This window comes from Xanthocytophaga flava (assembly GCF_030068545.1).
Classification (GTDB): Bacteria; Bacteroidota; Bacteroidia; order Cytophagales; family 172606-1; genus Xanthocytophaga; species Xanthocytophaga flava.
In genome coordinates, this window is record NZ_JASJOR010000026.1 from 56,054 (window position 1) to 80,888 (window position 24,835).

A 24,835-nucleotide genomic window follows, 5' to 3' on the forward strand; every position below is an offset into this window, starting at 1 on the left:
TAAACTTTTCTCAAAAACAGGCTCTGGTTTGTAAAATAAATATACTCCAATATTTGGGATGACTCACGTTTTCGTGTTTTGTAGAAAGATGGAACTGCTTGAGGATAGAACGAATCAAATAACACTACGAAAGACTTGGATTGGTGCCCTGACGGAGGCATGCTTTAAGCCTGTATCACCTGCACCACTGATCACCTTTCGGATTGTATTTGGCGCACTGCTGGCTTTTAGTACCATTCGATTTATATGGATGGGGTGGATAGATACGCATTATAGTCAACCTGTTTTCCATTTCACCTATTATGGATTTAGATGGATACCCGTTTTTTCCGCTCCAGTTTTGTATGTAGTTCATGTATTGATGGTAATAAGTGCCATTGGAGTGATGCTGGGCTTTTGTTATCGTTTATCCGCAGTGATGCTCTTTCTGACGTTTGTCTATACAGAACTCATAGATCTGACCTATTATCTTAATCATTATTACTTTGTCAGCCTGGTTTGTTTTTTGCTGATCTGGTTGCCTGCCAATCACTATTTTTCAATTGATCACTGGTTATCAAACAGAAAAGCAAAACTTTCTGGAATGCCTCTAATACCAGTCTGGACAATCGGTATCCTCAGGTTTCAGCTGGTTATCGTGTATTTGTATGCAGGCTTAGCCAAAATTAACTATGATTGGCTGATTGACGCAATGCCACTGAAACTTTGGTTACCTGTAAACGATACATTGCCTCTGATTGGACCTGTTTTTACATGGAAAATTACTGCTTATGCTTTTAGTTGGATAGGTATGCTGTATGATTGTGCCATACCTTTTTTATTGCTGAACAAGAGGACTCGTGTAGTTGGATATGGGTTTGTCATAGTGTTTCATATATTTACCTGGATTTTATTTCCAATTGGAGTATTCCCCTGGGTGATGATAGGGGCTACATTGATTTTCTTTTCTGCTAACTGGCATCAGAAATTTTTGTCTATTGCTAGTACTGTTACACTGCCAACATATACTTTAGGATTTGTAACAGATAGGAAAAGATATGTTACCCTTGTATCTGTAGTGCTTTTCTGCTTGTTTCAGATTGTCTTTCCCTGGCGGTATCTGCTGTATCCGGGTAATTTGTTCTGGACAGAAGAGGGTTTCCGTTTTTCCTGGCGGGTGATGTTAATGGAAAAATCAGGTGTGGCTACTTTCTATGTAAAGGATATCCAAACAGGACGAGAAATAGAGGTGCAAAACCGAAACTATTTAAACGAGTTTCAGGAGAGACAGATGTCTGCACAGCCAGACTTTATACTACAGTTTGCCCATTTTCTTGCTAGTCAATATGAGCAGAAGGGGTTTAAACAACCACAAGTCAGAGCAGAAGTCTATGTGACTCTCAATGGAAAGCCCAGTCGGTTATTAATTGATCCCCATACAGATCTCACAAAGATTCAGGATGGCTGGGAGGCCAAAAGCTGGATCTTACCAGATCAATAAAAACTATCCTTCGGTATAAATATTATTTAAATTCTATGTATCAGAATTATCCACTTTGTTTATATGTCTTTACGTTTTCCTCTCTGTCTGATCGGTTTTATCTTGTTTCTTTGTAATGTCTATGCTCAACGTGCTACACTTTCGGGACAGGTACAAACCTCGGATAGTAAGCCTATTGCAGACGCTGTAGTAACCTTGAAAGGAACTAAATACTATGTCCGGACATCTGCAGACGGAGCTTTTGTCCTGAAAGATATCCCATATGGTTCCTATACACTTGTTGCTTTTTCGTATGGAAAGGAATTACTTGAAAAACCTATTATTGTCTCAAGTTCGGAGCTAACAGTTGACTTTATATTAGGGGATCTAAATAAAGAACTGGATGAAGTGGTCGTACAGTCCGAACGGGAAAGGACTTTTGGCATTACCCGAATGAAAGCTGTAGAGAACTTTGGGATTTATGAAGGGAAAAAGACAGAGGTGGTAGTCATGAAAGATATTACGGCTAACCTGGCAACCAACAACCCTCGTCAGGTATTTGCCAGAGTGCCTAGCCTGAATATCTGGGAAATGGATAGAGCCGGACTCCAGTTAAGTATTGGAGCACGAGGACTTAACCCTAACCGAACAGCTAATTTTAATACCCGACAAAACGGCTATGATATTGCGGCTGAATCGATTGGCTATCCTGAAAGTTATTATACCCCTCCAATGGAAGCACTGGAACGTATTGAGGTAGTACGAGGTGCTGCCTCCCTGCAATACGGACCACAGTTTGGAGGGATGGTAAATTTTGTCATGAAAAAGCCTGCAGCCAAACCTTTTGAGTTTGTTACTCGTCAGACCGTAGGTTCCTGGAAGTTTTTTAACTCATTCAACAGCATTTCAGGTACCTATAAAAAACTGGGCTATTACGGTTTTTATCAGTACAAAATGGGAGATGGCTGGCGACCTAATGCCGATTTTACACAACATACAGCTTATATTGCCTTACCATTACAGCTCTCTGAGAAGTTAAAGATTACATCAGAGTATACCTATATGACCTATCTGGCACATCAGCCGGGAGGATTAACAGACAAAGAGTTTGAAGAAGATCCCCGCCAATCCAAGCGGGCACGTAACTGGATGCGTGTCAACTGGAACCTGGTTGCAGTAAGTGCAGAATATAAACTATCTGATCAGACACAACTCAACTGGCGTAACTTTCTTAATTTATCGAGTCGTGATGCTGTAGGTAATCTGGAACGTATCAATAGTTATGATGATCCTTCCTCCAACCGTACATTGATAGCCGATGAATTTAAGAATGTGGGTTCTGAGTTGCGTATGTTGCATCAGTATAGGCTTGGTGGACAGCAAAATCATTTACTGGTGGGAGCCAGATTTTACAGAAGTTATAATCTGAAACAGCAAGGAGACGCCAATAATGCCTCTACACCAGATTTTTACTTCCTGAATCCGGATAACCTGGAAAATTCAGACTATACTTTCCATAATACCAATGTGGCTCTGTTTGCTGAGAATATTTTTACTATTACAGATAAATTCAGCATTACACCTGGAATTCGCTGGGAGTTCATCAGTACAAACTATACTGGGTATTATAAAAGAAGAGTATTTGATACAGCAGACAATCTGGTTTATGAAGAGCGTAAGGACGAAACCCGAAAAGTGCCACGTAATTTTGTGTTGTTGGGAATAGGATTTAGCTACAAGAAAAACAACTCTACAGAATACTATGCTAACTTCTCTCAGAACTACCGGGCAGTGACTTTTTCGGATGTTCGTATAAACAATCCAAGCATTTCAATAGACTCAACCATTAAAGATGAGAGAGGATACAATGCAGATCTGGGAATTCGGGGTAATCTTGAAGGCTGGTTTAACTATGATGTGAGCCTGTTTTACATGCGTTACAATAACCGGATAGATTTGGTGCCGCAAACGGACAGCATACTTTTTATCGAACGACGTTTCCGAACAAACATAGGTACATCCCGACATATTGGAGCAGAGATATTTGCTGAGGTCAATTTGTGGAAGTTTCTGAGTTCTTCCAGTATAGATAGAAGATTGACAGTATTTGGAGCTATGACCTTGGCTGATGCACGATATGTGATGATCAGAGAGGAAGTAAAAAAGGATATTTCAGCAGAAGTTAAAAAAAATAATTTTGTCGCTTTTGCTCCTCGGTTGATTGGTCGGGGAGGACTTACTTTTGGCTGGAAAAACTGGAAGGCAATCTATCAGGCGTCTTACACGAGTCTACAGTATTCGGATGCTGCCAACAGTGATAGCAACCGGGAGGCAACAGCTACACTTGCTCCTATTTATAGCTATTATGTGATGGACTTGTCCTTATCCTATCGATATAAGTTTTTGGTGTTTGAAGGTAGTGTAAATAACCTGACCAATCATGCTTATTTTACCCGTCGGGCAGATAGTTATCCCGGACCCGGTATTATCCCTGCTGATGGGCGAAGCTTCTATCTGACCGTACAGGCCCGATTCTGATTATCGCTCAAGAGTATCGAAATACTGAAAGTTTAAAAAATCGACTGGAGTTCCGGTTGCTGGTAAGAATAACCGGAACTCCAGTCAAACAGAATTTTGACCTAAACTCCGGTCAAACTCAAAAGTGAACAGAGTTTAGGTCAAAATAAAAATTGACCATTATTCGAATATTTCTCGAAAGTGATCGGTATTCCGGTCAAAAGCAGAAATGATCAGAATACTGGTCATTTTCTATTTTAGTCTGCAAACTTTTTTATCTGTCTTTCCTTGGGATTTTGAACATTATAGGAATAAAGAAAAGCCCCAAGGTTCTGAAAAGAAGTCCTGGGGCTTTTCTTTATTCCTATAAATAGACAATACTTATTCCCACTCAGTATGGAAAATGCCTTCTCTGTCGAGACGTTCGTACGTATGTGAGCCAAAGAAGTCACGTTGAGCCTGAATCAGGTTAGATGGCAGACGTCCACTACGATAGGCATCGAAGTATGACAAACAAGCTGCCAGTGCAGGAACCGGGATGCCACTGGTAACACCATAACTAATTACCTGGCGGGTAGCAGCCTGAACAGCATTTACTTCCTTCGCTGTTGTTTCGTCCAGTAACAGGTTAGCCAGATCAGGCGTTTTGCTGTATGCCTGACGGATATGTTCCAGTAATCCAGCCCGGATGATACAACCACCACGCCAGATACGGGCTACTGTTTCCAGTTCCAGACCATATTTATATTCTTCAGAGGCAGTAGTCAATTGAGCTAATCCTTGTGCATAGGTAATAATGTAGGCAAAGTAAAGAGCCTGTTCGATCTGATCTACAACTGCTTTCTTATCTCCACTGATAGCAGAAGTAGTACCATACAGTTTTTCTGCCTGTACCCGTTCTTCTTTCAGAGCTGACAATTCACGCATGGTTACTGCCATATCGATAGTAGGTACAGGAGTGCCCAGATCCATCGCATTCTGAGACGTCCATTTTCCAGTACCTTTTTGTTTGGCACGATCCAGAATCGCATCTACCAGTTTGCCAGATGCCAGCGTATCATCTGTAGTAAAGATGGAGGCTGTAATTTCGATCAGGAAAGACTGAAGGCGTTGGGTATTCCAGCGAGCATATACTTCGTGTAATTCTTCGTTGGTAAGTCCCAGCCCCCGTTTCATCAGATCGTAGGTTTCAGAGATCAACTGCATCAGACCATACTCAATCCCGTTGTGTACCATCTTTACATAGTTACCAGCCGAGCCGGAACCCAGATAGGCTACACAAGGATCTCCGTTTACTTTTGCAGATACGGCTTCCAGAATAGGTTGCACAATACCATACGCATCTTTAGGGCCACCCGGCATGATACTTGGACCGAAACGAGCACCTTTAGATCCGCCAGAAACACCAATACCCATAAAATGAATTCCTTTTTCACTCAGGTATTTTTCACGGCGGTTGGTATCTGTATAAAACGAGTTACCTCCATCAATGAGCAGATCGCCTTTATCCAGTAAAGGAAGCAGGTCTTCAATTACTGCATCTACAGGGCCACCTGCAGGTACCAGCAGCATAATTGTTCGCGGACTTTTCAGGGATGATACAAATTCCTGTTTGGAAGTTGTTCCTTTTACAGGTTTGCCTGAACCTTCCTGATGCAGGGCGGTTGATTTGGCTGTATCAGTATCCAGGCCAATGGCTGAAAATCCATGATCGGCAACGTTTAAAATAAAGTTTCTACCCATCACGCCTAACCCTACCATTCCGAAGTCATACTGCTGTGACATATCTTAATTGAATAATTATGGATGAAAAAAATAAAACAGTGTAATTAGAAAACATATGAACGGTTTATTGCCTCCTTTGATTCAACTTTACCTATTAATAAATATTCTTTTGGTTAAGTGCAAAAAGATAAGGTAGAGTCAAACCGAAAATCATTTCAATCCCCAGGTTGGTGTTATCACCAACCTGCATGAAGGAAAGCAACTCGTTGGTGATAACACCAACGACAGGCAGAAACCTCAAATTATTTTTCCAGTTGCTTGACCTTATTCAGTCGGCGTTCATGACGCTCTTCTCCTGAATAGGTTGCTTTCAGAAATGCTTCTGTAATTTCCCAGGCAAGATTTTCTCCGACTACCCTTCCTCCAATACAGATCATATTCATATCATCATGTTCTACTCCCTGATGGGCTGAATATGTTTCGGTAATCAGTGCAGCGCGTATTCCTTTGACCTTATTGGCGGTAAAGCAGGCACCTACACCACTACCACATAATACCACACCCTTGTCGACCTGTTTGGCAGCTACGGCCTGAGCCAGTGGCACTGTAAAATCAGGATAGTCATCGGCAGCATCATATTTTGTAGCGCCAAAGTCAGTGACTTCGTATCCAAGAGACTGGATTTTTGCCTTCAATTTCTCTTTTAGTTCAAATCCACCGTGATCGGCAGCGATTCCTATTTTCATTTTACAAAAACTTTACAGATAAAAACTTTAGATATATAGGTGCAATAAAAAACATGTTTGTTACCTTAGCTGCACAATTAAACTATATAATGGTGTGTTTTAAAGGCAGTAACAACCCACAACATCTGTACTAAAACGCTCCACACCCCAAATCTAAGAAAATGAAACAGACAGACAATCACATTCTAGTCATTTTTGGAGCGTCTGGAGACTTAACCGAACGCAAACTGATTCCGGCTATTTATAATCTGTATTGCAGGTCATTTTTACCAGAGAAGTTTGCGGTATTGGGTGTCAGTCGCACCAAATTTACAGACGAAGAATATCGAAAAAAAGTTATTCTTGAAAACAAACACCTAAAGGACAATGGATCAGCAGACAAGCAAGCTGCTTTTTCTGAAAAGATTCATTACCATGCCATGGAGACCAGCGATCCGAATGCCTATGGCTCTCTCAAAGATCGTCTGACACAATTAGATATCTCCGGCAATTACATTTTTTACCTATCTACCCCACCTAGTTTGTATGAGGTAGTTTCCAGAAGTTTGTCTAATGTGGGGCTAAGCAATGAAGAGGATGGATGGAAACGTATTATTATCGAAAAGCCATTTGGGTATGATTTGAAAACGGCACTGGAGCTAAACAAGCAATTGTTATCTTACTTTGCAGAGCCACAAATTTATCGTATTGATCATTACCTGGGTAAAGAAACCGTTCAGAACCTGTTGATCACGCGTTTTGCCAACAGCATTTTTGAACCGCTGTGGAATCGTAACTTTATTCATCACGTAGAAATTACTGCGGCTGAGACCGTTGGGGTAGAGAAGAGGGGTGGATATTACGATGGTTCAGGTGCTATGCGTGATATGATCCAAAACCACCTGTTGCAATTGGCAGCTTTGGTGGCAATGGAGCCTCCGGTACAGGCCACAGAAGTTGCTATACGTAACGAACGGATGAAATTATTCCAGTCTCTGCGTCCATTGTCTCCTGAGGATATTGAGAAAAATGTAATCCGGGGACAATATACCAGTGCCACTATTCATGGTGAAACTGTTCCCGGCTATCGGGAAGAAGAAGGGGTTTCGCCTGAATCCCGTACGGAGACCTATGTTGCCATGAAATTCTTTATTGACAACTGGCGTTGGTCGGGGGTACCATTTTATATCCGTACCGGTAAACGCATGCCTACACGGGTGACAGAGATCGTTATCCATTTTAATCCGACTCCGCACCACCTGTTTGTTAAAAATACAGGCGTGATGAACCAGGATAACATGCTCATTATTCGTATTCAGCCAGATGAGGGTATGCTATTGAAGTTTGCCATGAAGATTCCAGGTGAAGGATTGCGGGTAACAGATGTAGATATGGACTTCCATTACAAAGATCTGGCAGATACCTATATTCCGGAGGCTTACGAACGACTACTCCTTGACTGTATACAGGGCGATGCTACACTGTATGCCCGTGGAGATGCTGTTGAAGCTGCCTGGCAGTTTATCGATCCGATTCTGAAAGCATGGGAAACCAATCCGAATATCAAGATGTATGGATATCCGGCCGGAACCTGGGGACCTGAAAATGCTGATGATCTGGTAGAAGGCAAACACAAAAATATTACGTGGCGATATCCATGTAAAAACCTGTCTAACGACGGAATTTACTGTGAATTATAAGTATAGTATACAACATCTGGCTTTTGTAATGTCAGATGTTGTTGTTTCTGCTCCTGGTAATAATGACACCACAATCTTTTAATTGTGTGGTATACTTATTTTTAGTTGTAATTCATACGATTTATAACCTGCCATTTTTAACCTGTGATTGATATGACGCCCAACATTCAGATTTACGATACTTCGGGAGAGCTTGTAGAAGCTTTATCACGCCAGATTGCCAGTCTGGCTAATCAGAAAGACACTTTTTATCTGGCTGTATCTGGTGGAAAAACCCCCGTATATCTATTCGATCATCTCGCAACCCACTACAAAGACTCTATCAACTGGCAAAAGGTGAAAATCTTTTGGGTGGATGAACGTTGTGTAGCACCAACCCATGAGGAAAGTAACTTTCTGATGGCACAAAAACATTTATTAGAGCCTTTAGCTATTCCCGAATCCAATATATTTCGGATGCATGGAGAGTTAGATGCCTATAATGAAGCTATACGCTATGAACGCACTATCAGAGAAGTAGTGCCTTCTGTAAATCAGGTTCCTCAGTTTGATCTGGTTTTACTGGGAATGGGTTCGGACGGACACACTGCTTCCTTGTTTCCTGACAGAATAGATCTTATAGACTCTGATAATCTGTGTACGATTGCCAAACATCCTCAGTCCGGTCAATTACGGGTTTCTTTTACGATGAAGCTGATCAATCATGCCAGTCATGTAGCCTTCCTGGTGACAGGTGCTGATAAGGCAACAAAGGTTGAAGAGATTCTGGGTGAGAAACCAGAAGCAGACATGTATCCGGCTGCCTATGTAAATCCTCAAAGTGGTAATTTGTACTGGTATCTGGATAAAGCTGCTGCTGATGACTGGGAAAAGAAAAATATCCTGGCCAAAGCAACCCGTGCTTAATGAAATACTCTAAAATCAGAAAAGATAGAAGGACATGTTTTACTACATGTCCTTTTTTATTTTGCAACTGTGTGGATAGTAGTTTATCTATGGTAAAATGTAGAGTCTATTAATCGATGTTCTAACGGAAAACTCGGTTTTTTTGACATGAAGTTCTTATAAAAGGCAGCTTTTTTACTTTGTTTTCTGCTGATATTTTCGGCTTTGAATGGCATGTAAGATTTTTGTTATTTTTTTTCGGTTACATTTTTTTCTTCCAAAATAGCTCTTCAAAAAGAGGCACCGACCAAATCGTTACATAAAAAAAGCTTAGAAAAATGAGTAAGAATTGTTTTGTAAAGAACATGCAAAATAAAGTGTTCATAGAGAGGATTGTAGGATAAGAATAGCAGAAGTGGCGGGAAACTTGGTTTTTTGGGAAATAAAAAACCCTTTTTGTAGAGCAAAAAGGGTTTCCTAAACAAAATAAGTGTTAAACAGGTGTATGAATAATCTTTGTTATTCTAAATCTTAATACTACTCATGTAAGAAAAGGTAACCGAGATTTAGAAAAAAAAATGATTTTTTTTTCAAGTGCCCAATCAGACCTATAATTGAGCGTATGGACTTTTCTTCTTTATACATTTTGGCACGGCTGTTTTCAATAATCTGCACACTCCAATCAGATACTGTCTCTATACTGACACCTATCTTGAGTAAAGCTACTATTTCCAGATTCAGTCTATTTTCTTTCAGTCGAAAATGTACCTATATATTCCAATTCCATACCTGATGGTAAATGCTAACTGGCTTATATATGCAAGATCCCATTTTTGAGAAGATGGTTGCAAGGAAGATTAGCATTTTAACTAATATTAACTATCGTTAACACTTCTTAACACTAGGAGGCTCCTTTAAGTTGAGTCAACAGTCGCTGAGCATCTGCATTTGCCTTGTCTAACTGGATGGCTTTTTCAAGATAACTCTTTGCAGAAGATTTGTTTTGATTTAGTAATACGGCTTTGGCGAGCAGATAATTTGTGTAAGACGATTCCGGATACTGTTTCAAAATTTTTTGACCCAGATCTATACTTTCTGCTGATTTTTGCAGATCTATCAGAATGCTAATGGCATTGTTCCAGTCTGCCAGCGTAAAGGTGGTTTCATCCAGCAGCAGTTTTATTTCGGGTGCATGACGCAGACAATAGAAGGCTGGAAGATTTTCTTTCCAGTAAGGATTCTCTTTGATGGCTTTACTAATGATAGAGATAGCCTTCTTTTCATCATTAAGCAGGAGATAGGCTTTGGCTAGCTTGCCATACATACCATTCCATCCTTCAATCATTGGCTCAGCCTGGCTTAATAATAATTTACCTCTGGCAATATTTTTCGTTCGGATGGCAAACATCGCCTGATTGAGCCGAATCCTCCCATAGTGATAGTTTAGTAATTTTTGGAGGTCTTCAAATGGCTGTACAGAATGATCCACTCGCAGGTCTATCTGATTAAACCATTCGTTTTTCTCTCCTTTCACAACCAAAGCAGTTGATTGTTTGCCATTGATCTGACCGCCTGCCTTTTGTCCTGCTATGAGGCTTTGCAGCAATCTTTCCGCTAATGTGCCTTGTGAAGTCCGGAATGTTTCTGCCATACTGGTAAGCACATTGTCTGCCAGTTGATTACCCATTACTACAAAGCTTTCGCCTGTCAGGTGTCCTGCTTTTCCTTTCCAGTATTTTAAGGAAGAACCAGTCATTACATACACGTGGCCTTTTCCATCAATACCTGCCACCTGTCTGTAATCGGCTAATGAGTCAGTAGAGACGGTAGATACAATGGCTTGCTCAATGGTTTTTCCTTGTTGCAGCTGTTTAAAGCCATTGATGGCATACAACGGTTCGGTCTCTGCAATAACTGAAAACGCTCCCAAGCCAGGTTCTATATAGATAGTTGAGCTGCCTACATAAATATTGTTGGTAGCTACAGCAATACCCCATTCCTGAGTGGCTTTGTCATAAGCAATAATACTGAAAGTACTATTGATGTTTCGGTCTGTTACCAGACTAGGTAAATTCTGGGACATGCAGAGTTGCACAATCCCACAGAAAAGCAGATGCAGAGCGATTTTTAGTTTCATTTTATATATCTTTTAGGAAATAGTCAAAAGAGTAAAAAGAAACCGGAGGGTTGCATACACTAAAAATAAGCTGACCTGAATGATGTTGATTCAGAAAGCTTTTTAACTTCCGCCTCTATTGAAGCCTACTGTATCTCTATACAATTGAGGTGATACATCTGTTTTTCCTTTAAAGAACCGACTGAAATAATATTCATCTTCATATCCAAGCTCATAGGCAATCTCTTTGATCGTTTTTCCTGTTAGATATAGTTCTCTTTTTGCTTCAATGATAATTCGTTCATTAATCAAGTCCGAAAGCGTTTTATTAAAATGGATTTTCGTAATTCGTGCCAGTGTAGTGGGTGTAACATTCAGCAGGGCTGCATAGTCACTTGCAGAATGCTTGATTCGAAAGTTTTCTTCAATTGCATCTCGTAAGCTTTGCACGATAAATACTTGTCTGCCATTAGCAGCATCATCTTCCTGAACAGGCTGCTGCTCAAGTTTTATTCTGGTGGCAAGGACTAAAAATATCTTCAGGTATGAAACAATGACCTCATCTCTTTGTATACCTTCCACTTTTAATTCTTCAATAATCTCTCCGATGATAGTGAGTAAGGTTTTTCTTGAGCTTTCCTGCAACTGGATAAATGGCTGCTGATAGATATTATTAAACAAAATACCATTGGTCGCTATCTCTTTATGATGTCTGTATATACAGAAGAAATCATGGTGAAATTGGATAGAAAAGCCTTTTAAGGGTGCCTTTGTACTTATCATGAATGGCTGATACGGATAAAAAGCAAACAAGGTATCAGCCCCAAATACATACTCACAAAAATCAACTTTGGCTATTCCGTCTCCGGAAGTAATAAGAATAAGCGTAAAATAATTATTTCGCTGGATATGGTCAAAGTAGCTGGTATTATCGAATTCAAAAATTTTAAACGACAAATTTCCATTCTGCTGATTAACCAGTGTATGAACAGACTGAGAGAGCATGATTCTTTACAGTGGATTTGGCGTTTGTGTTAGCATAAATTGTCGGGTGAGCTCATTACATTCTTCCTGGCATACGCCTCCAATAATATTTGGCTTGAGTCCCCACTTTGGTACTTGCTCAGTAGACAGTATGGTAAATTGGGAAGTCAGTCCGCCAACAAGAGGTACAGATACTCCATAGACAATTTCAGGTATTTTGTAATGTCGTATTACATAAGAACACATGATGCAGGGTTCATGTGTTGTGTACATGCGTGCTAAAGGCAACTGGTCTGAGTAACCATTTTTGATTGCGTCTTTTATGGCAAGTATTTCAGCGTGATTGGTAATATCACCAGTAGATTTTCCCGATTCGATTCCGGTGCCCAGTACCTTTTGTTCAAACACAATTAGTGCTCCCACAGGTGGATTACCTGCTGCCATAGCCGTTTTTGCAAGCTCCAGACATTGGTGCATATACTTTTCAAATTCTTCTTGCATAGTTTTATAATTCAATTTCAGGACTGTATCCTTATGAATTGAAAGGTGAGTATTCTAAAAACTCCCACTCTACCTGGTGGTTGTCAATGGTATGTATCCAACGAGATGTATGGAAGAGCCAATAACGGCATGTACCCTTGGTTTTAAGTAGATCCGTTTCTGTGTTTTGGCCAAAAAGCAAGCTTGCGCTACCTGTCAATTGTAATGTTTGCTTTCTCTCAAAATCTATAAATAGTAAACCTACGTTTGGATTTGCCAGAATATTACCCAACGTATTAAATAAGCTATTGCCTGGATAATCCGGTATTTTCAATAGTCCATCTGGAGTTATTTCGATAAAGTTGGTATTACCCCCTCGATGGGAAGCATCCAGATTCCCATCCGAATCTGCACTAGCTACAAAAAATGTGTCTGCATTAGTAATCCATTGTATTATCTGGTCTGTCAATCCACTTCCTTCAACTATACTGGATGGCACTTTCTTAAAATGGTCGGGGGTGGAAATGATCCTGCGTTGTATGTACTTGGGACAATTAGGATAGGCCTGCTCTACACTGAGTTCGATTAGCGAATTGTTAATCTGGCAGGTTCCATTCACTCTGTATCGTTTTCGGGAATCCAGTTCGATAAATAAACTACCAATCTGATGGTTTTGGGCTATGTTTGAAAAGAAAATATCTGACGGATTGCTGGTAATCTGTTCTGTATCAAAGACAATAGTGCCTGGGTCGGACACTTTTACAAAGCCAAAATTCCCGATTAATAGAGATGCCCATAGTTCATTCTCCTTATTTCTGCTACCTACTATTGCCATAGGCTGCTTGTCAATAAAATGAATGGCACCCCTTACTATCGAATTTGAAATGAGTGGTTTGTTCCTATCGGCTATCAGTGACTCACCGACTTTATTTTGGATTTCTCGTTCGCCCTGATGAAATATCTCTAGCATAAGATGAAAAGTAGACAATTGCCCCTTACAGCAAGTAAGGAGCAGTGATAGGTAAATCAATTAAAAAATAAGGACGTTGAATCCGTCATTTTTCAGTTTGATAAAACTAGGCAAGCCAGTAGTTCCTGGTACCTGATTATCTTTTATAAGATCAAATCCTGATGGGTTTGCAGCAAACACTGTTGCACATCCACTGGAGATGCCTTCGATTTTGTCTTCTACAGCCAGATAGAGTGCATTCACAGGGTGTTCTGGTTTTTGCAGTTGTTCTGGCCATCGGGTTGCTGTACCTTGAAAAATAATTTTTATCTCTTCTTCTGCCGTTTTAAAGTCGTAAGCTGCTGCCAATGCATTAAATACACGTCCCAGAGCTTCCTCAGAGCCACTCTTCGGATCAGAAAGAATCACGATTGCTGTTTTGTTCATATGGATTGTTTTAGTATGTACAGCAAAGGTGCTTCAGGATTAGCTCACAGAGAATGGATAAATTATGCAATCTAATGGATAATTTTAAAACCCATCATGATGAGCAGTCTGTGTTGCTTTGTCAGGGTTATTATATCTTATTAAAAATCTTTCAATATATAGCTCAGACTTCAATATACTATAAGTCTGAGCTATACCAAATTTTGGGTGTGAGTTCATTCTTCGAAAATTTGAGAGTGGTCAGCTATAAAGCACAAAAGGTATCCAATTGTGTGAGGATACCTTTTGTGCTTAGTATATTCTTATCTATCCGGATTAATCCAGATTCCAGGTTACATTAAAACGCTTTGCTAATTCGCGCAAGCTATCCACTACGATAGGTAGAATCGGAATGCCATTCTGACGGCGTTCTGCTTCAAGTATTCTTTCAGGATCACCCGGAATAAGTACTCGGTCCTGTCCATCTACAGGCGTAGCTTTCCGGAACGCACGTATCCAGTTGTCCATATGTTGTTTAAACTCCTCTGCCGGACGGAATGCATCAATACGCATAGCTCCCACAAAGTGTCCTGTGCCTGCACCTACCAGCTGTTCGGCAGAACTCATAAAGCCTGCTGTAGCAAATGGTGGTACCCATGGACCATAATTGGCTCCTGATAATACACCTGAAAATATATCTACCCAGGCTCCTAATCCGTATCCTTTGTGGCTACCATGTTCGCGATCTCCACCCAATGGCAATAATGCCCCTCCATTTTTTACCGCATGGGCATCTGTAACAGGCTCTCCATTGCCATTTTGTACCCAACCCGTAGGGGTAGGTTGGCTTTTGCGTTGTAAAATCTCCAACTTGCCATAGGCGGCTGTAGTTGTTGCCATATCCAGTACAAACGGTGGTTCTTCCTGTGCTGGGATTGCCACCGCAATAGGGTTTGTTCCCAGAAGTTTATCTTTGGAGAATGTAGGGGCTACCAAAGGACCCGCATTGGTCATGGCAAAACCTATCATATTGTGTGGCAAAGCTAACATGCTATGGTATCCGGCAATGCCAAAGTGATTGGAGTTGCGAATTGCCACCCAGCCTGTACCAGCTTGGGTCGCTTTCTGAATAGCAATTTCCATCGCCTTTGGGGCTACCACCAGACCTAAGCCTGCATCTCCATCTACAACAGCTGTACTGGGTGTTTCATGCACTACCTTCACAGATGGAGATGGATTCAGACGTTTCAGATCCATCAATCGTACATAGCCGTTAAGACGGGCTACTCCATGTGAGTCAATGCCACGCAGGTCAGCAGAAACAAGTACGTTGGCTGCCTGTGTGGCATCGTCAGGAGAGCAACCCATTTGCAGAAATATATTCTGAACCAGTTCCTGAAGACGAGAATGAGAATAGGTATGTTGTTCCATATGTTACGAAAAAGATGCGCAAAAATGGAAGAAGATATGGAGAGTTAAAAGCAATCACTCAAAAACGTTTACACAGAGGAGTGAACAGTAAAGGGTAATTATAGGAATTACTTTTTTAATACTAGTGCTTTGGCAAAGGAAAGTTGCACATCGTTTCCCAAAAGAATATCTTGTACTGTAGGATGAATTGTATAATCCGGTAATGTGCCTCTGCCTTTGAGTTTCGGTGTGGTTGCTAGGTCATATTGAACAAGTCCAAATATAATAGGGATCTGTGTATTGGGTAATAGAAGTTCTGTTAGTACTCCAGATGTATTGCCATCAACACCTCCGCCTGTTTCTTCACCTATAAACTTGCCTCTGTTATGGCTTTTTGCAATGGCGCAAAACTCAGCTGTAGTGGAAAATGATTGGCCATTTATCAGAAAGACAACTTGGCCTGTGTACTTATTGGGATTGGGAGATACGTGACTCAGATTCGTATGAGCTTCTTTTTTCAACCGAAATCTTTTGGTAGTCACTTTCTCCAGCATTTCATGTGTAAGACCATTGAAAGATGTAAAACTACGTGCAAACTTTTCAAAAGGAAGTGAGTCTGTACTGGTTTCTAACTGCTTGTAATAGGGGATCTTTTTACTAGTCAAGTAAGAATAGAGTAGAGAACCATACAGATCTCTACCACCTCCATTGTCCCGTAAGTCAATAATTAGTTTTTTAATCTGACGTTGATTAATCTGTTCAAAAGAAGATCGGAGAAAATCTTCAAAATTTTCGTTTGCTTCCTCAAGTTCTAAGCGGGAAAACGTTTTGATGGTTATTAAAGCAATTTGGTTGGTGTCGATAGAAAGACTTAACAGTTTCTGAGGCTCTGCCTGAATGGGTAGCTGTGGGATATCTTTTTCAAAAACAGCTTCCAATGTAATACTTTGTTGTTTGCCGGATTTGGACTGATACGTGATTTCAAATCGGGAATGCTCCCCATAAGCCAGCAAGTAATAAAAATGGAAAACATTGTTGAGTATATGGTATTTTTTTGTTTCAATTGATCCATCAGATACAATAAATCCGAATAAATTCTTCTGTATCTGACCAATAGGACGCTTATCAATTGCAATGATTTCAGCTCCGGCAGGTAGAGTAGGATTATCGGACTTAAGTATAAACGCATGATTGTTAGTGAAATACAATCGAATAGGAAAAAACTTTGCTTGATTGTGGATATACTCTTTTAAATCAGGAGACAAGCCAGATGATAAGTGCCCATCTTTTATGGTACTCAAATAGAGCTTTATCAGTCTGTAGAACTCTATATTGGTAGTGGTCTTCTGTATAGAGTTGTAACAACTGTCAAAAAGAGAGGTTAATGTTTTTTTATCTACATATCGATAGAGAGACGGATATTTTTGTTCAAGTGTAGTTCTCAGTAGCTGAAAGTCCTTCTGTAATATATTCTTATGGTTGCTTGGAGTCTGACTAAGAAGTAAAAGTGGAAAGCTATAAAGCAGGATAAAAATAACAGTACTTTTCATATAACGTCTAAGTACGAATGCATTATTCTGGTGACAAATATGTCAAGTGGATATACATAGTTAGACAGGTTATGTGTAAAAACAAAATAGGAGTACTTATCTTCAGCATATAATTCTGAAGATAAGTGAGGGTTTTACATACGCTGACCACCAATAGTAAGTCCGCCGTCAACCAGAATGCTTTCTCCGGTTATGAAGGAGGCAGAAGGGCTGCTTAGCCAGACTACTAGTTCTGCTACTTCGGCTGCTGTTCCGAAACGTTGTACCGGTGCTTGTTTTTTGATGGGTTGGGCTTCGGCACTTTCCGGATCAAAAAAGCGGGAAAACATAGGTGTGAGAATATATCCGGGATTAATGTTGTTAACCCGAATATTATAAGGACCTGTTTCAACGGCCAATACACGTACCAACCCATCCAGAGCGGCTTTGCTGGCTGAGTAAATGCCTGATCCTGAAAATGCTCCTTTGGAAAGCCATGAGGATGTATTAACAATAACGCCTCCCATATTCTGTTTTTTGAATTGTTCAATCTCATATTTACAGGCAAGCCAGACACCTTTCAGATTGATATTCATCAGTGTGTCATATTCATCTTCTGTTACCTCTTCAATCAGGGCAAAACGACCTTCAATACCCGCATTGTTGAAGGCAATGTCGAGTTGTCCATACAGCCGCACTGTTTCCTGGATAAGCTGTTGCACATTATCACTCTGGGAAACGTCTGTTTGAATGAAATGAATGAATGGGCTAATCTGTTGAAGCTGTTCTACTGCTTTCTGACCTTCTTCCTTTCTGCGGCCTGCAATAACTACTTTGGCTCCATATTTTAGAAATAATTCGGCAGTAGCATATCCTATTCCGGTAGTTCCTCCGGTAATTACCACTACTTTGTTTGTGAGATCTTTTTCGTTTGGTGTCATAGTTTTTTAACTTTTACTTATGACACAAAGGTAAAGAGGAGAAGGGTGGTGGAGTTATGCAAATCAAACAGGAAGTTATGAGATAGCGACAACCTGCTGTTGACGAAATTGATTAGGGGTTTGATGAGTATGCTTCTTGAAGAATAGTATAAAATTGGATGAATGTTCAAAACCCAAACAATAGCCAATCTGGGCAATATCCCAACTACTGTGTAACAATAAGGCCTTCGATTCTTTGATAAGACTATCTGTAATCCACTCAGTGGTTGTTTTGCCTGTTGTTTCTTTCAGTGCTCTATTCAGGTGATTTGTATGGATAGAAAGCTGATCTGCGAATTCGTTGGCATTTTTTAACCGAATCGTATGATGAATCGACTCTATAGGAAATTGCCGTTCCAATAACTCCAGAAACAAAGAACTTATTCGCCTGGCTGCATTTCCCTGATGAGTATATGATTCTGCAGGGTGTATTTTTAATGCTTCGTGTATAATGATCTGCACATAACTACGTAACAGATCATATTTGTTTACGTAGGCAGATTGAATTTCTGTGTGCATGCTGGCAAAAATATTTTCCAGAAACTGCATACTTTGTGTATTCGGTATCAATACAGGGTTGCTGCCTATCTTAAACAGAGGTGATTGCGAAAGACTTTCTATTTTCAGATGATTGGTGATAAACTCTTCTGTGAATACACAAAAGTATCCCGTTTGATCTTCTGTGAGTGGCTCCCATGCATAAGGCGTAAATGGATTAAGAAACGTAATCGCATTTCCATGTATATGGATAGATTTATCTGCATAGGAAAACAATCCTTCCCCTTTGGTTACCAGTGATATCTTATAAAAGTCGCGCCGAGTAGGAGATAGGGAAGTGGTTTGACAGGCAAATTCTTCTCGTTTATACACATTAAACTGTCCAATACCTGTATAATCCTGATGATGCTGGTAGTAAAAATCCTGTATTGTTTCCTTTGCTTTCATTCTGTAAAGTTATGAAATTCAAATAAAATTTGTAAAGGTGAGCGAGGAGTTGATTTATTAAGGGATTCCTTGATGTTATTATTTCTGAGGATATTCATCCTTAACTTTCGAATAAAAATAGACTCAACAAGTGACTAACGTATGCTTGGTTTTTTAGCCATTATCCTTTTACCAGGAGCAATCATTTTTAGTTTACTTTCCAGGAGTCCTGGAAGGACGCTTACATCAATCGCAATTTTTTTTGTGATTTTCATGCTTTTTGTAGGCTATCTGCCTATTAGCAGTAACATCGGGTTTGTCAAAAGTGTCCTTAGAGACAGTGAGACTATGTACGGGAAGGAGGAGTTGAAAAGGTTAAAGAAAAATCTTAAAGAAAATGAAGATCGTATTTTCTTGTATGATATTGGGTTTGCTGTAGTTGATAGTAGCTTGATCTATATTCTGATAGTATCAGGACGAGTTTATTTGAATAGACGTAAAAAATTACTATCATAGTTTTTGCTATACTAATAACGATATTGTAAATCTGGATGTACGCTGAAACTATTTGATAAAATTTGGACCTTTAATTATCACATACAAAAGCACTGATTTGCTACAGTGCTTTTGTGAAAATATAGAAGATTAACTTATTTCTTGTTCCCTATTACTTCGGCTGCAGTTTTTGGACCTGGCAGGATGCCTGCAACATTCATACGAATACGATAAATCCCTGTGCGTGCTGTAACATAGAGTGTTTTACCATCTGCATCACCCCAGGCGCAATTGGAGGGCATTTCCGGAAATAAAATACCTTCCAGATGTTCTCCTTCGGGCGATAGTACCCATATCCCGTCCGGACCCGTCGCATATACATTTCCCTTGGAATCTACTTTCAATCCATCCGGATTGCCTTTCACAGTATAATTAGTAGCATCAAAAATAAATCCCTTTTTAAAACTTCCTTCCTGGGTCACATCATAGGTTGCCCACACTTCACGACCACTATCCAGGTTACCAATATAAATATAGCTCTCATCTGGAGAAAAGGCAATCCCGTTTGGACGATACATACCCTTTTCTTCGAGCGTTACAACTCCGTTTTTTATACGATAAATGCCATTGTATGGAAGTTGTTTAGCAGTATCTTCATCGGCTTTAGGTAGTCCATAAGGAGGATCTGTAAAATAGATTGTTTCATCAGAGCGAACAATCACATCGTTGGGGCTATTAAATTTTTTGCCTTTATACGTTGCTGCAAGTACTGTACGGGTACCATCTTTTTCAATACGGGAAATACAGCGTGTCTGTTCCTCACATACAATTAACCTTCCTTCCATATCAAAAGTTAGTCCGTTGGCACGATTGGTTGAGTCTCTGAAAACAGAAACCTGTCCATTCTGCCATTTGTAAATCAAACTTTTAGGAACGTCTGTAAATAGCAGATAATTTCCTTCTGTTGACCACAGCGGACCTTCCGTAAAAGCAAAACCATCCGCAATTTTTTCAATTTTAGCATCTGCCGAAACCAGTTCATCCAGACGCGGATCTATACGTACTACTTTACCAGTTTGAGGATTTTGTGCCAATGCCATTGACAACCCCAACATACTACAGACTAAGGTTTTAATTGTTTTTCTCATGACAGCTGTTTAAATGAGAGAATAAAAATCCTTTTCTGTATTTGTGGTTGTAATAGTCTGAAAGTGAACAGTTTATTTTTTGTTGCTGATGACTTCTATATTAGTTTTGTATTTTTTCTCAAAATCTGCTGCCAATTGCTGGATCTCCGGAACAGATAAATCTTTACTAACTATAGCGATCCGGTAACGGAATGTCACACTCTGGCCAGCAGGCAGTACATAGTTTAACTCTTCTTTTCCATTTGTAAAAGCTTTGGCTCCTAGTGGATTTGCAGCATACAATCCATACCCACGTGCATGCCAGTAGGTAGGATATCCTACGTTTTCAGAATGATCAATCATTACCAGTGAAACATTCTCATCACCAATTTTTCCTGTCAGATCCATCCAGATAGCTCGCTTACCCCAAACATCTTCACCTTCTACTCCTTCGCTATTGCGATAATGACCTGTTACACCTGTATTGTCAAGCATAGGTACAGCTGTTGCCTGACCACTTGCATCTGTAAATACTTCCGGTTTGTTGGATGGATGTTCCAGTTGTCGGGCTAGCCGAATAGCAATCATTCCCTCTTTGTTATCTTTGAATGAGATGTCTTTGTCAAGAGCTGTTAACGTTGTAATCCGGTCAATCAGTCTCAATGTCGTATCACCGAAAAAAGTAAAGGCAGTCTTTTCTTTTAGCAATGTGGCATTATCCTTATCGAGCCAGTCAGCTGTAACGATAAGCTGAGCCTGTTTCTTCCCACTTTTCATTTGCAGGATGCCTGTATGTACAATCGTGCCAAATGGCCCTTTGTGTTCCGGGCCTACGGCTGTGGAGTTATTCCAGAAGTCATGCTCATTTACATCGCCATAATTGAACCATAGACCTACGTGATGAGGATGGTCTACCCGCTCTCCTGAACGAGGTTCCAGCGGATACCCACGTGTGATCGGAGCCCCTTTTGATGTAAGTATTGGAAATAAAACCGGCTTTTTGCATCCCTGGAGTTCTGTGACACCGAACAAATATTGGGTAAACAGTTGATTATTTACCTTCACCACTACTTTTCCATTCTCCTGTGTAAGGGTTACTTGATTGGCTTGAGAACGCCCTTTACGCTGCGCAGAGGCACTATTTTGCATGCAGAAGGCACTCCAGAGCGCTAATACAAGCAGACTTTTCAGACCCGTTACAGAGTAATTTTGTAAGTTTTTCATGTTTTATCGTTTACCTTATGTAAGAAATATGGAATTAATGTAAAAAGCGACGGATTAAAAATATAATAAAAGTCATATATAGGCTTTGTAAAATAATAAAAAAGTGCGACTTTTAATAAGTGTTTTTTTAAATCCGCTGGCAATCAAATAAATAGGTGTGTAGAAAAAATAATTCTCTTTCTTTCAAAATCCTTACATGCGCCATGCAAGTTTTAAATAAATTCTTCTTTCTTGTAATTTTTCTGTCTGGTGTTCTTTCTGCACAGGCTCAATTGAAGATCGATACTTCTTATACAGTAGAAGATATGGTCAATAAGATCCTGATGGGGAATGGTGTGAAGGTAGGAAACATTCGTATGAAGGGAAGTAAGCTAGGTGTAGGTTACTTTCACGTAAACTCAGACGTGATTGGAATGCGGAATGGAATTTTGCTCTCAACCGGAAAAGTACACGATGCGATTGGTCCGAATAATGCTCCTGGCCGTTCAGGAATTATCTCTACTCCTCAGACTTTAAAAAACAAAGACATTGGGGATGTGGATTTAAATCGTCTTTGTGGTGGTAGAACACAGGATGTAATGGTAATAGAATTCGATTTTATCCCTGTTCACAATAAAATATCTTTTCGTTATTGCTTTGGTTCGGAAGAATACAAGGAATATGTAGGATCACGTTTCAATGATGTATTTGGTTTCTTTATTGATGGACCTGGATTGCCTAAAAGAAATTTAGCTGTGATTCCGGGAACGGATGAGTCTGTGGCTGTTAATAATATCAACCATAAAAAATACCGCAAGATTTACCTCAATAACGATTATTTCGTTGATATAAAAAATACAGATCTGGCTGCTTTGTCCGGACAACAATCAGGCTTGAAAAAATTAACCAACACCGTTTTTCAAAATGCTAAGGTATCATTGAATGATGATGCTGTATTGATTGATGAAAAAGAAAGAAGCCGTATAGATCACGAACTGCTTACAAATTTTCAATATGATGGCTTTACACATGTATTAACAGCAGAGTGCCAGGTAATTCCTCATAAAAAATATCATTTGAAGCTGGCCATCGGAGATGTAGGAGATTATGCCCTTGACTCAGGTGTATTTTTGGAAGCTGGTTCTTTCTCTAGTGAAGATGATCCTCGTCTGCCTAACTTTCATGCATCTGCTCCTGGTACTACAGATGTGATTCCTGTTACAAGTGTTGATCAGAATGAAATAACTACTATATCAGGTAATAAAAAAGATGTAGTGAGTTATGCTGCACCTAAGAACATTGATGTGTTTAAAACCACCAATGTATACTTTGCTACAGATTCATATAGTGTACCTGATAGTTCTAAGGATGAATTAGATAAACTGGCAGCCTATCTGTTAAAGAATAAAACACTGGTATGTCAACTGTACGGTCATACAGATAATGTGGGTAGTAAAGAACATAATCAGCAATTGTCTGAAGACCGGGCTGTAGCTGTTATTAAATATCTTATCTCTCAGGGGATTACTAAAAGTCGTCTATCCTATACCGGATATAATTTTGAAGAGCCGGTTGGGAATAACGAAAAAGAAGTAGGACGTCAGTATAATCGTCGTGTAGAGATTACTGTGGTAGATTCTGTTATGCAGGCTTCGCGCCAATAAAGGTTGGATGAACATAAACCTACAAACCACTTATAACCTATAACCTCTTACACGCTAAATTCTTAAAAAACAAAATCCCTGTTTTTAAAAGCAGGGATTTTGTTTTTTATAGAAGATTGTAAAACAGAAAAGATATTAACTCGTAATAATTTCCTGTTTCTGCGCATCAAAAGTGACTCGTTTGCCTGTATGCAATGCCTTGGTAGCCATGATGTTTGCAACAGAATGATTATATCCGGCTTTTACAGATGCATTGGGTTGCTTACGACTTCGTACACATTCCAGCCAGTTACGCATATGCAGAGATGTCATTGGGTCACCTCCTGTATTGGCTCCGGTTTCCATTTTTATATCCGAACGCAAGGAGGTTTCTGCCAGTAAGTTAGGTTGCATGTTCATCGCCTTGGCATATTCTGCCTTTAGACCACCTTCCGGAGAAATTTTATTGGTATCCAGATTGATCATTCCTCCATTGGAGAAATAATATTCTTTCACGCCACCTGCTTCATTATGCATACGGGAAGAATACAATACCTGAAAGCCTTTGGTTGGATCATTGTCCGGACCGTAATCAAATACAGCAGTGAATGTATCCGCATTCATACGGCCATCTTTCCATACATAAATACCTCCATTGGCCACTACACTTCTTGGATGATCATAACCAGAGAACCAGTGTACGGTATCTATCTGATGGCTCATCCACTGTCCCGGAATGCCTGAAGAATACGGATAGAACAAGCGGTACTCCAGATAATAACGAGGATTCCATTCTACTTTAGGACGATTGAGAAGGAAACGATCCCAGTCTATATCTTCTTTTTTTATCTCAGCTACAAGCTGAGGGCGGCGCCACCGACCCGGCTGATTTACATTCCAGGTCATTTCAACCATACTGATATCGCCGAACTTGCCGGATTTGATATAGTCATTGGCTGCCCAGTAATTTGGTGCACTACGGCGTTGAGAACCAATCTGAACGATTTTACCTGTTTCTTCTACTGCTTTGAGGGCTGCTTTTGCATCATCCAGAGATTCTGCAAAGGGCTTCTCTACATAGGCGTCGCGGCCTGACCGTACAGCTTCCACACAGTGTAGTGCATGCTGAAAGTCGGCAGTACTGATAATAACAGCATCTACATCTTTACGCGCATACAATTCATCATTGTTTCGGACTTTGAAAAACTTTTTGTTTACATTGGGTTTGTCCTTCAGGTGAGCTTCACATTCATCCCGACGGCGATTCCAGAGATCGGATACCCCAACAAGTTCAAAATTAAGTTCTTTGGCATGATTCATAAATGCAGGCAACAGTGACTGACGGAATCGATCCGAAAAGCCAACAATGCCTACCCGTACTCTGTCATTTGAGCCAATGATACGTGCATAACTGGATGCACTCATGCTCATGGCTAATCCGGCTGTTCCCAGAGCGGTCTTCTTTAGAAAATCACGGCGGGAGGTTTGATGATTGTTTTCCATGGAAATACTATCTGAATCAGGATGTGGAATAATTACTTTACTCGTTTTATCAAGA

General features: G+C 40.1%; 19 protein-coding genes. 5 read left to right on the top strand and 14 right to left on the bottom strand.

The window, feature by feature from the left end:
- Positions 1–58 precede the first annotated feature (58 nt).
- Both QNI15_RS29030 and QNI15_RS29035 read left to right on the top strand, forming a co-directional pair.
- Positions 59–1,480 carry an HTTM domain-containing protein gene (locus QNI15_RS29030; RefSeq protein ID WP_314035171.1) on the top strand — a complete coding sequence of 474 codons (1,422 nt, stop codon included), beginning with the start codon at positions 59–61 and terminating at the stop codon, positions 1,478–1,480.
- A gap of 63 nt (positions 1,481–1,543) precedes the next feature.
- A complete protein-coding gene (locus tag QNI15_RS29035) occupies positions 1,544–3,997 on the top strand; it encodes a TonB-dependent receptor domain-containing protein (RefSeq protein ID WP_314035173.1) in 2,454 nt (817 codons plus the stop codon).
- A 360-nt stretch (positions 3,998–4,357) separates the two neighbouring features.
- Here the strand turns inward: QNI15_RS29035 and gndA are convergent, their stop codons facing one another.
- Positions 4,358–5,761 (bottom strand): NADP-dependent phosphogluconate dehydrogenase, encoded by a 1,404-nt coding sequence (gene gndA / locus QNI15_RS29040; protein WP_314035175.1) that lies wholly within the window; start codon positions 5,759–5,761, stop codon positions 4,358–4,360.
- 242 nt (positions 5,762–6,003) lie between these two features.
- Complete coding sequence (locus tag QNI15_RS29045) at positions 6,004–6,447, bottom strand: RpiB/LacA/LacB family sugar-phosphate isomerase (protein ID WP_313983772.1); 444 nt, start codon at positions 6,445–6,447, stop codon at positions 6,004–6,006.
- Between the two features lie 161 nt (positions 6,448–6,608).
- Between QNI15_RS29045 and zwf the strand changes: the two genes are divergently transcribed.
- Together zwf and pgl are read left to right on the top strand one after the other, a co-directional pair.
- A complete protein-coding gene (gene zwf, locus QNI15_RS29050) occupies positions 6,609–8,126 on the top strand; it encodes a glucose-6-phosphate dehydrogenase (RefSeq protein ID WP_314035176.1) in 1,518 nt (505 codons plus the stop codon).
- Between the two features lie 153 nt (positions 8,127–8,279).
- On the top strand, positions 8,280–9,032 hold the full coding sequence (pgl, locus tag QNI15_RS29055; RefSeq protein ID WP_314035177.1) for a 6-phosphogluconolactonase: 753 nt from the start codon (positions 8,280–8,282) through the stop codon (positions 9,030–9,032).
- Between the two features lie 880 nt (positions 9,033–9,912).
- Here pgl and QNI15_RS29060 read toward each other — a convergent pair.
- The 11 genes from QNI15_RS29060 to QNI15_RS29110 all read right to left on the bottom strand — a co-directional run bounded on the left by QNI15_RS29060 (position 9,913) and on the right by QNI15_RS29110 (position 21,580).
- On the bottom strand, positions 9,913–11,148 hold the full coding sequence (locus QNI15_RS29060) for a DUF1028 domain-containing protein (RefSeq protein WP_314035178.1): 1,236 nt from the start codon (positions 11,146–11,148) through the stop codon (positions 9,913–9,915).
- 102 nt (positions 11,149–11,250) lie between these two features.
- Positions 11,251–12,132 carry a helix-turn-helix domain-containing protein gene (locus tag QNI15_RS29065; RefSeq protein ID WP_314035179.1) on the bottom strand — a complete coding sequence of 294 codons (882 nt, stop codon included), beginning with the start codon at positions 12,130–12,132 and terminating at the stop codon, positions 11,251–11,253.
- A gap of 6 nt (positions 12,133–12,138) precedes the next feature.
- Positions 12,139–12,612 carry a nucleoside deaminase gene (locus tag QNI15_RS29070; RefSeq protein WP_314035180.1) on the bottom strand — a complete coding sequence of 158 codons (474 nt, stop codon included), beginning with the start codon at positions 12,610–12,612 and terminating at the stop codon, positions 12,139–12,141.
- Positions 12,613–12,643: 31 nt separating this feature from the next.
- A complete protein-coding gene (locus tag QNI15_RS29075) occupies positions 12,644–13,561 on the bottom strand; it encodes a pyridoxamine 5'-phosphate oxidase family protein (protein WP_314035182.1) in 918 nt (305 codons plus the stop codon).
- A 60-nt stretch (positions 13,562–13,621) separates the two neighbouring features.
- Positions 13,622–13,987, bottom strand: a complete 366-nt coding sequence (locus QNI15_RS29080) for a hypothetical protein (RefSeq protein WP_314035183.1) — start codon at positions 13,985–13,987, stop codon at positions 13,622–13,624.
- Between the two features lie 315 nt (positions 13,988–14,302).
- Complete coding sequence (locus tag QNI15_RS29085; RefSeq protein ID WP_314035184.1) at positions 14,303–15,397, bottom strand: Ldh family oxidoreductase; 1,095 nt, start codon at positions 15,395–15,397, stop codon at positions 14,303–14,305.
- A gap of 107 nt (positions 15,398–15,504) precedes the next feature.
- Positions 15,505–16,926: a S41 family peptidase gene (locus QNI15_RS29090; RefSeq protein ID WP_314035187.1), complete on the bottom strand. Its 1,422-nt coding sequence runs from the start codon at positions 16,924–16,926 to the stop codon at positions 15,505–15,507.
- A 134-nt stretch (positions 16,927–17,060) separates the two neighbouring features.
- Positions 17,061–17,846, bottom strand: coding sequence for an SDR family NAD(P)-dependent oxidoreductase (locus QNI15_RS29095; RefSeq protein ID WP_314035188.1), 786 nt, complete (start codon positions 17,844–17,846; stop codon positions 17,061–17,063).
- Between the two features lie 75 nt (positions 17,847–17,921).
- Positions 17,922–18,830, bottom strand: a complete 909-nt coding sequence (locus QNI15_RS29100; protein WP_314035190.1) for a helix-turn-helix domain-containing protein — start codon at positions 18,828–18,830, stop codon at positions 17,922–17,924.
- Between the two features lie 629 nt (positions 18,831–19,459).
- Positions 19,460–20,452: an SMP-30/gluconolactonase/LRE family protein gene (locus QNI15_RS29105; RefSeq protein WP_314035191.1), complete on the bottom strand. Its 993-nt coding sequence runs from the start codon at positions 20,450–20,452 to the stop codon at positions 19,460–19,462.
- A gap of 72 nt (positions 20,453–20,524) precedes the next feature.
- On the bottom strand, positions 20,525–21,580 hold the full coding sequence (locus QNI15_RS29110; RefSeq protein ID WP_390902222.1) for a DUF6807 domain-containing protein: 1,056 nt from the start codon (positions 21,578–21,580) through the stop codon (positions 20,525–20,527).
- Positions 21,581–21,858: 278 nt separating this feature from the next.
- On the opposite strand from QNI15_RS29110, the gene QNI15_RS29115 reads away from it, so the two are divergent.
- Positions 21,859–23,298: an OmpA family protein gene (locus QNI15_RS29115; protein WP_314035194.1), complete on the top strand. Its 1,440-nt coding sequence runs from the start codon at positions 21,859–21,861 to the stop codon at positions 23,296–23,298.
- A gap of 135 nt (positions 23,299–23,433) precedes the next feature.
- Here the strand turns inward: QNI15_RS29115 and QNI15_RS29120 are convergent, their stop codons facing one another.
- Positions 23,434–24,780 (bottom strand): Gfo/Idh/MocA family oxidoreductase, encoded by a 1,347-nt coding sequence (locus QNI15_RS29120; protein ID WP_314035196.1) that lies wholly within the window; start codon positions 24,778–24,780, stop codon positions 23,434–23,436.
- Between the last annotated feature and the right edge of the window lie 55 nt (positions 24,781–24,835).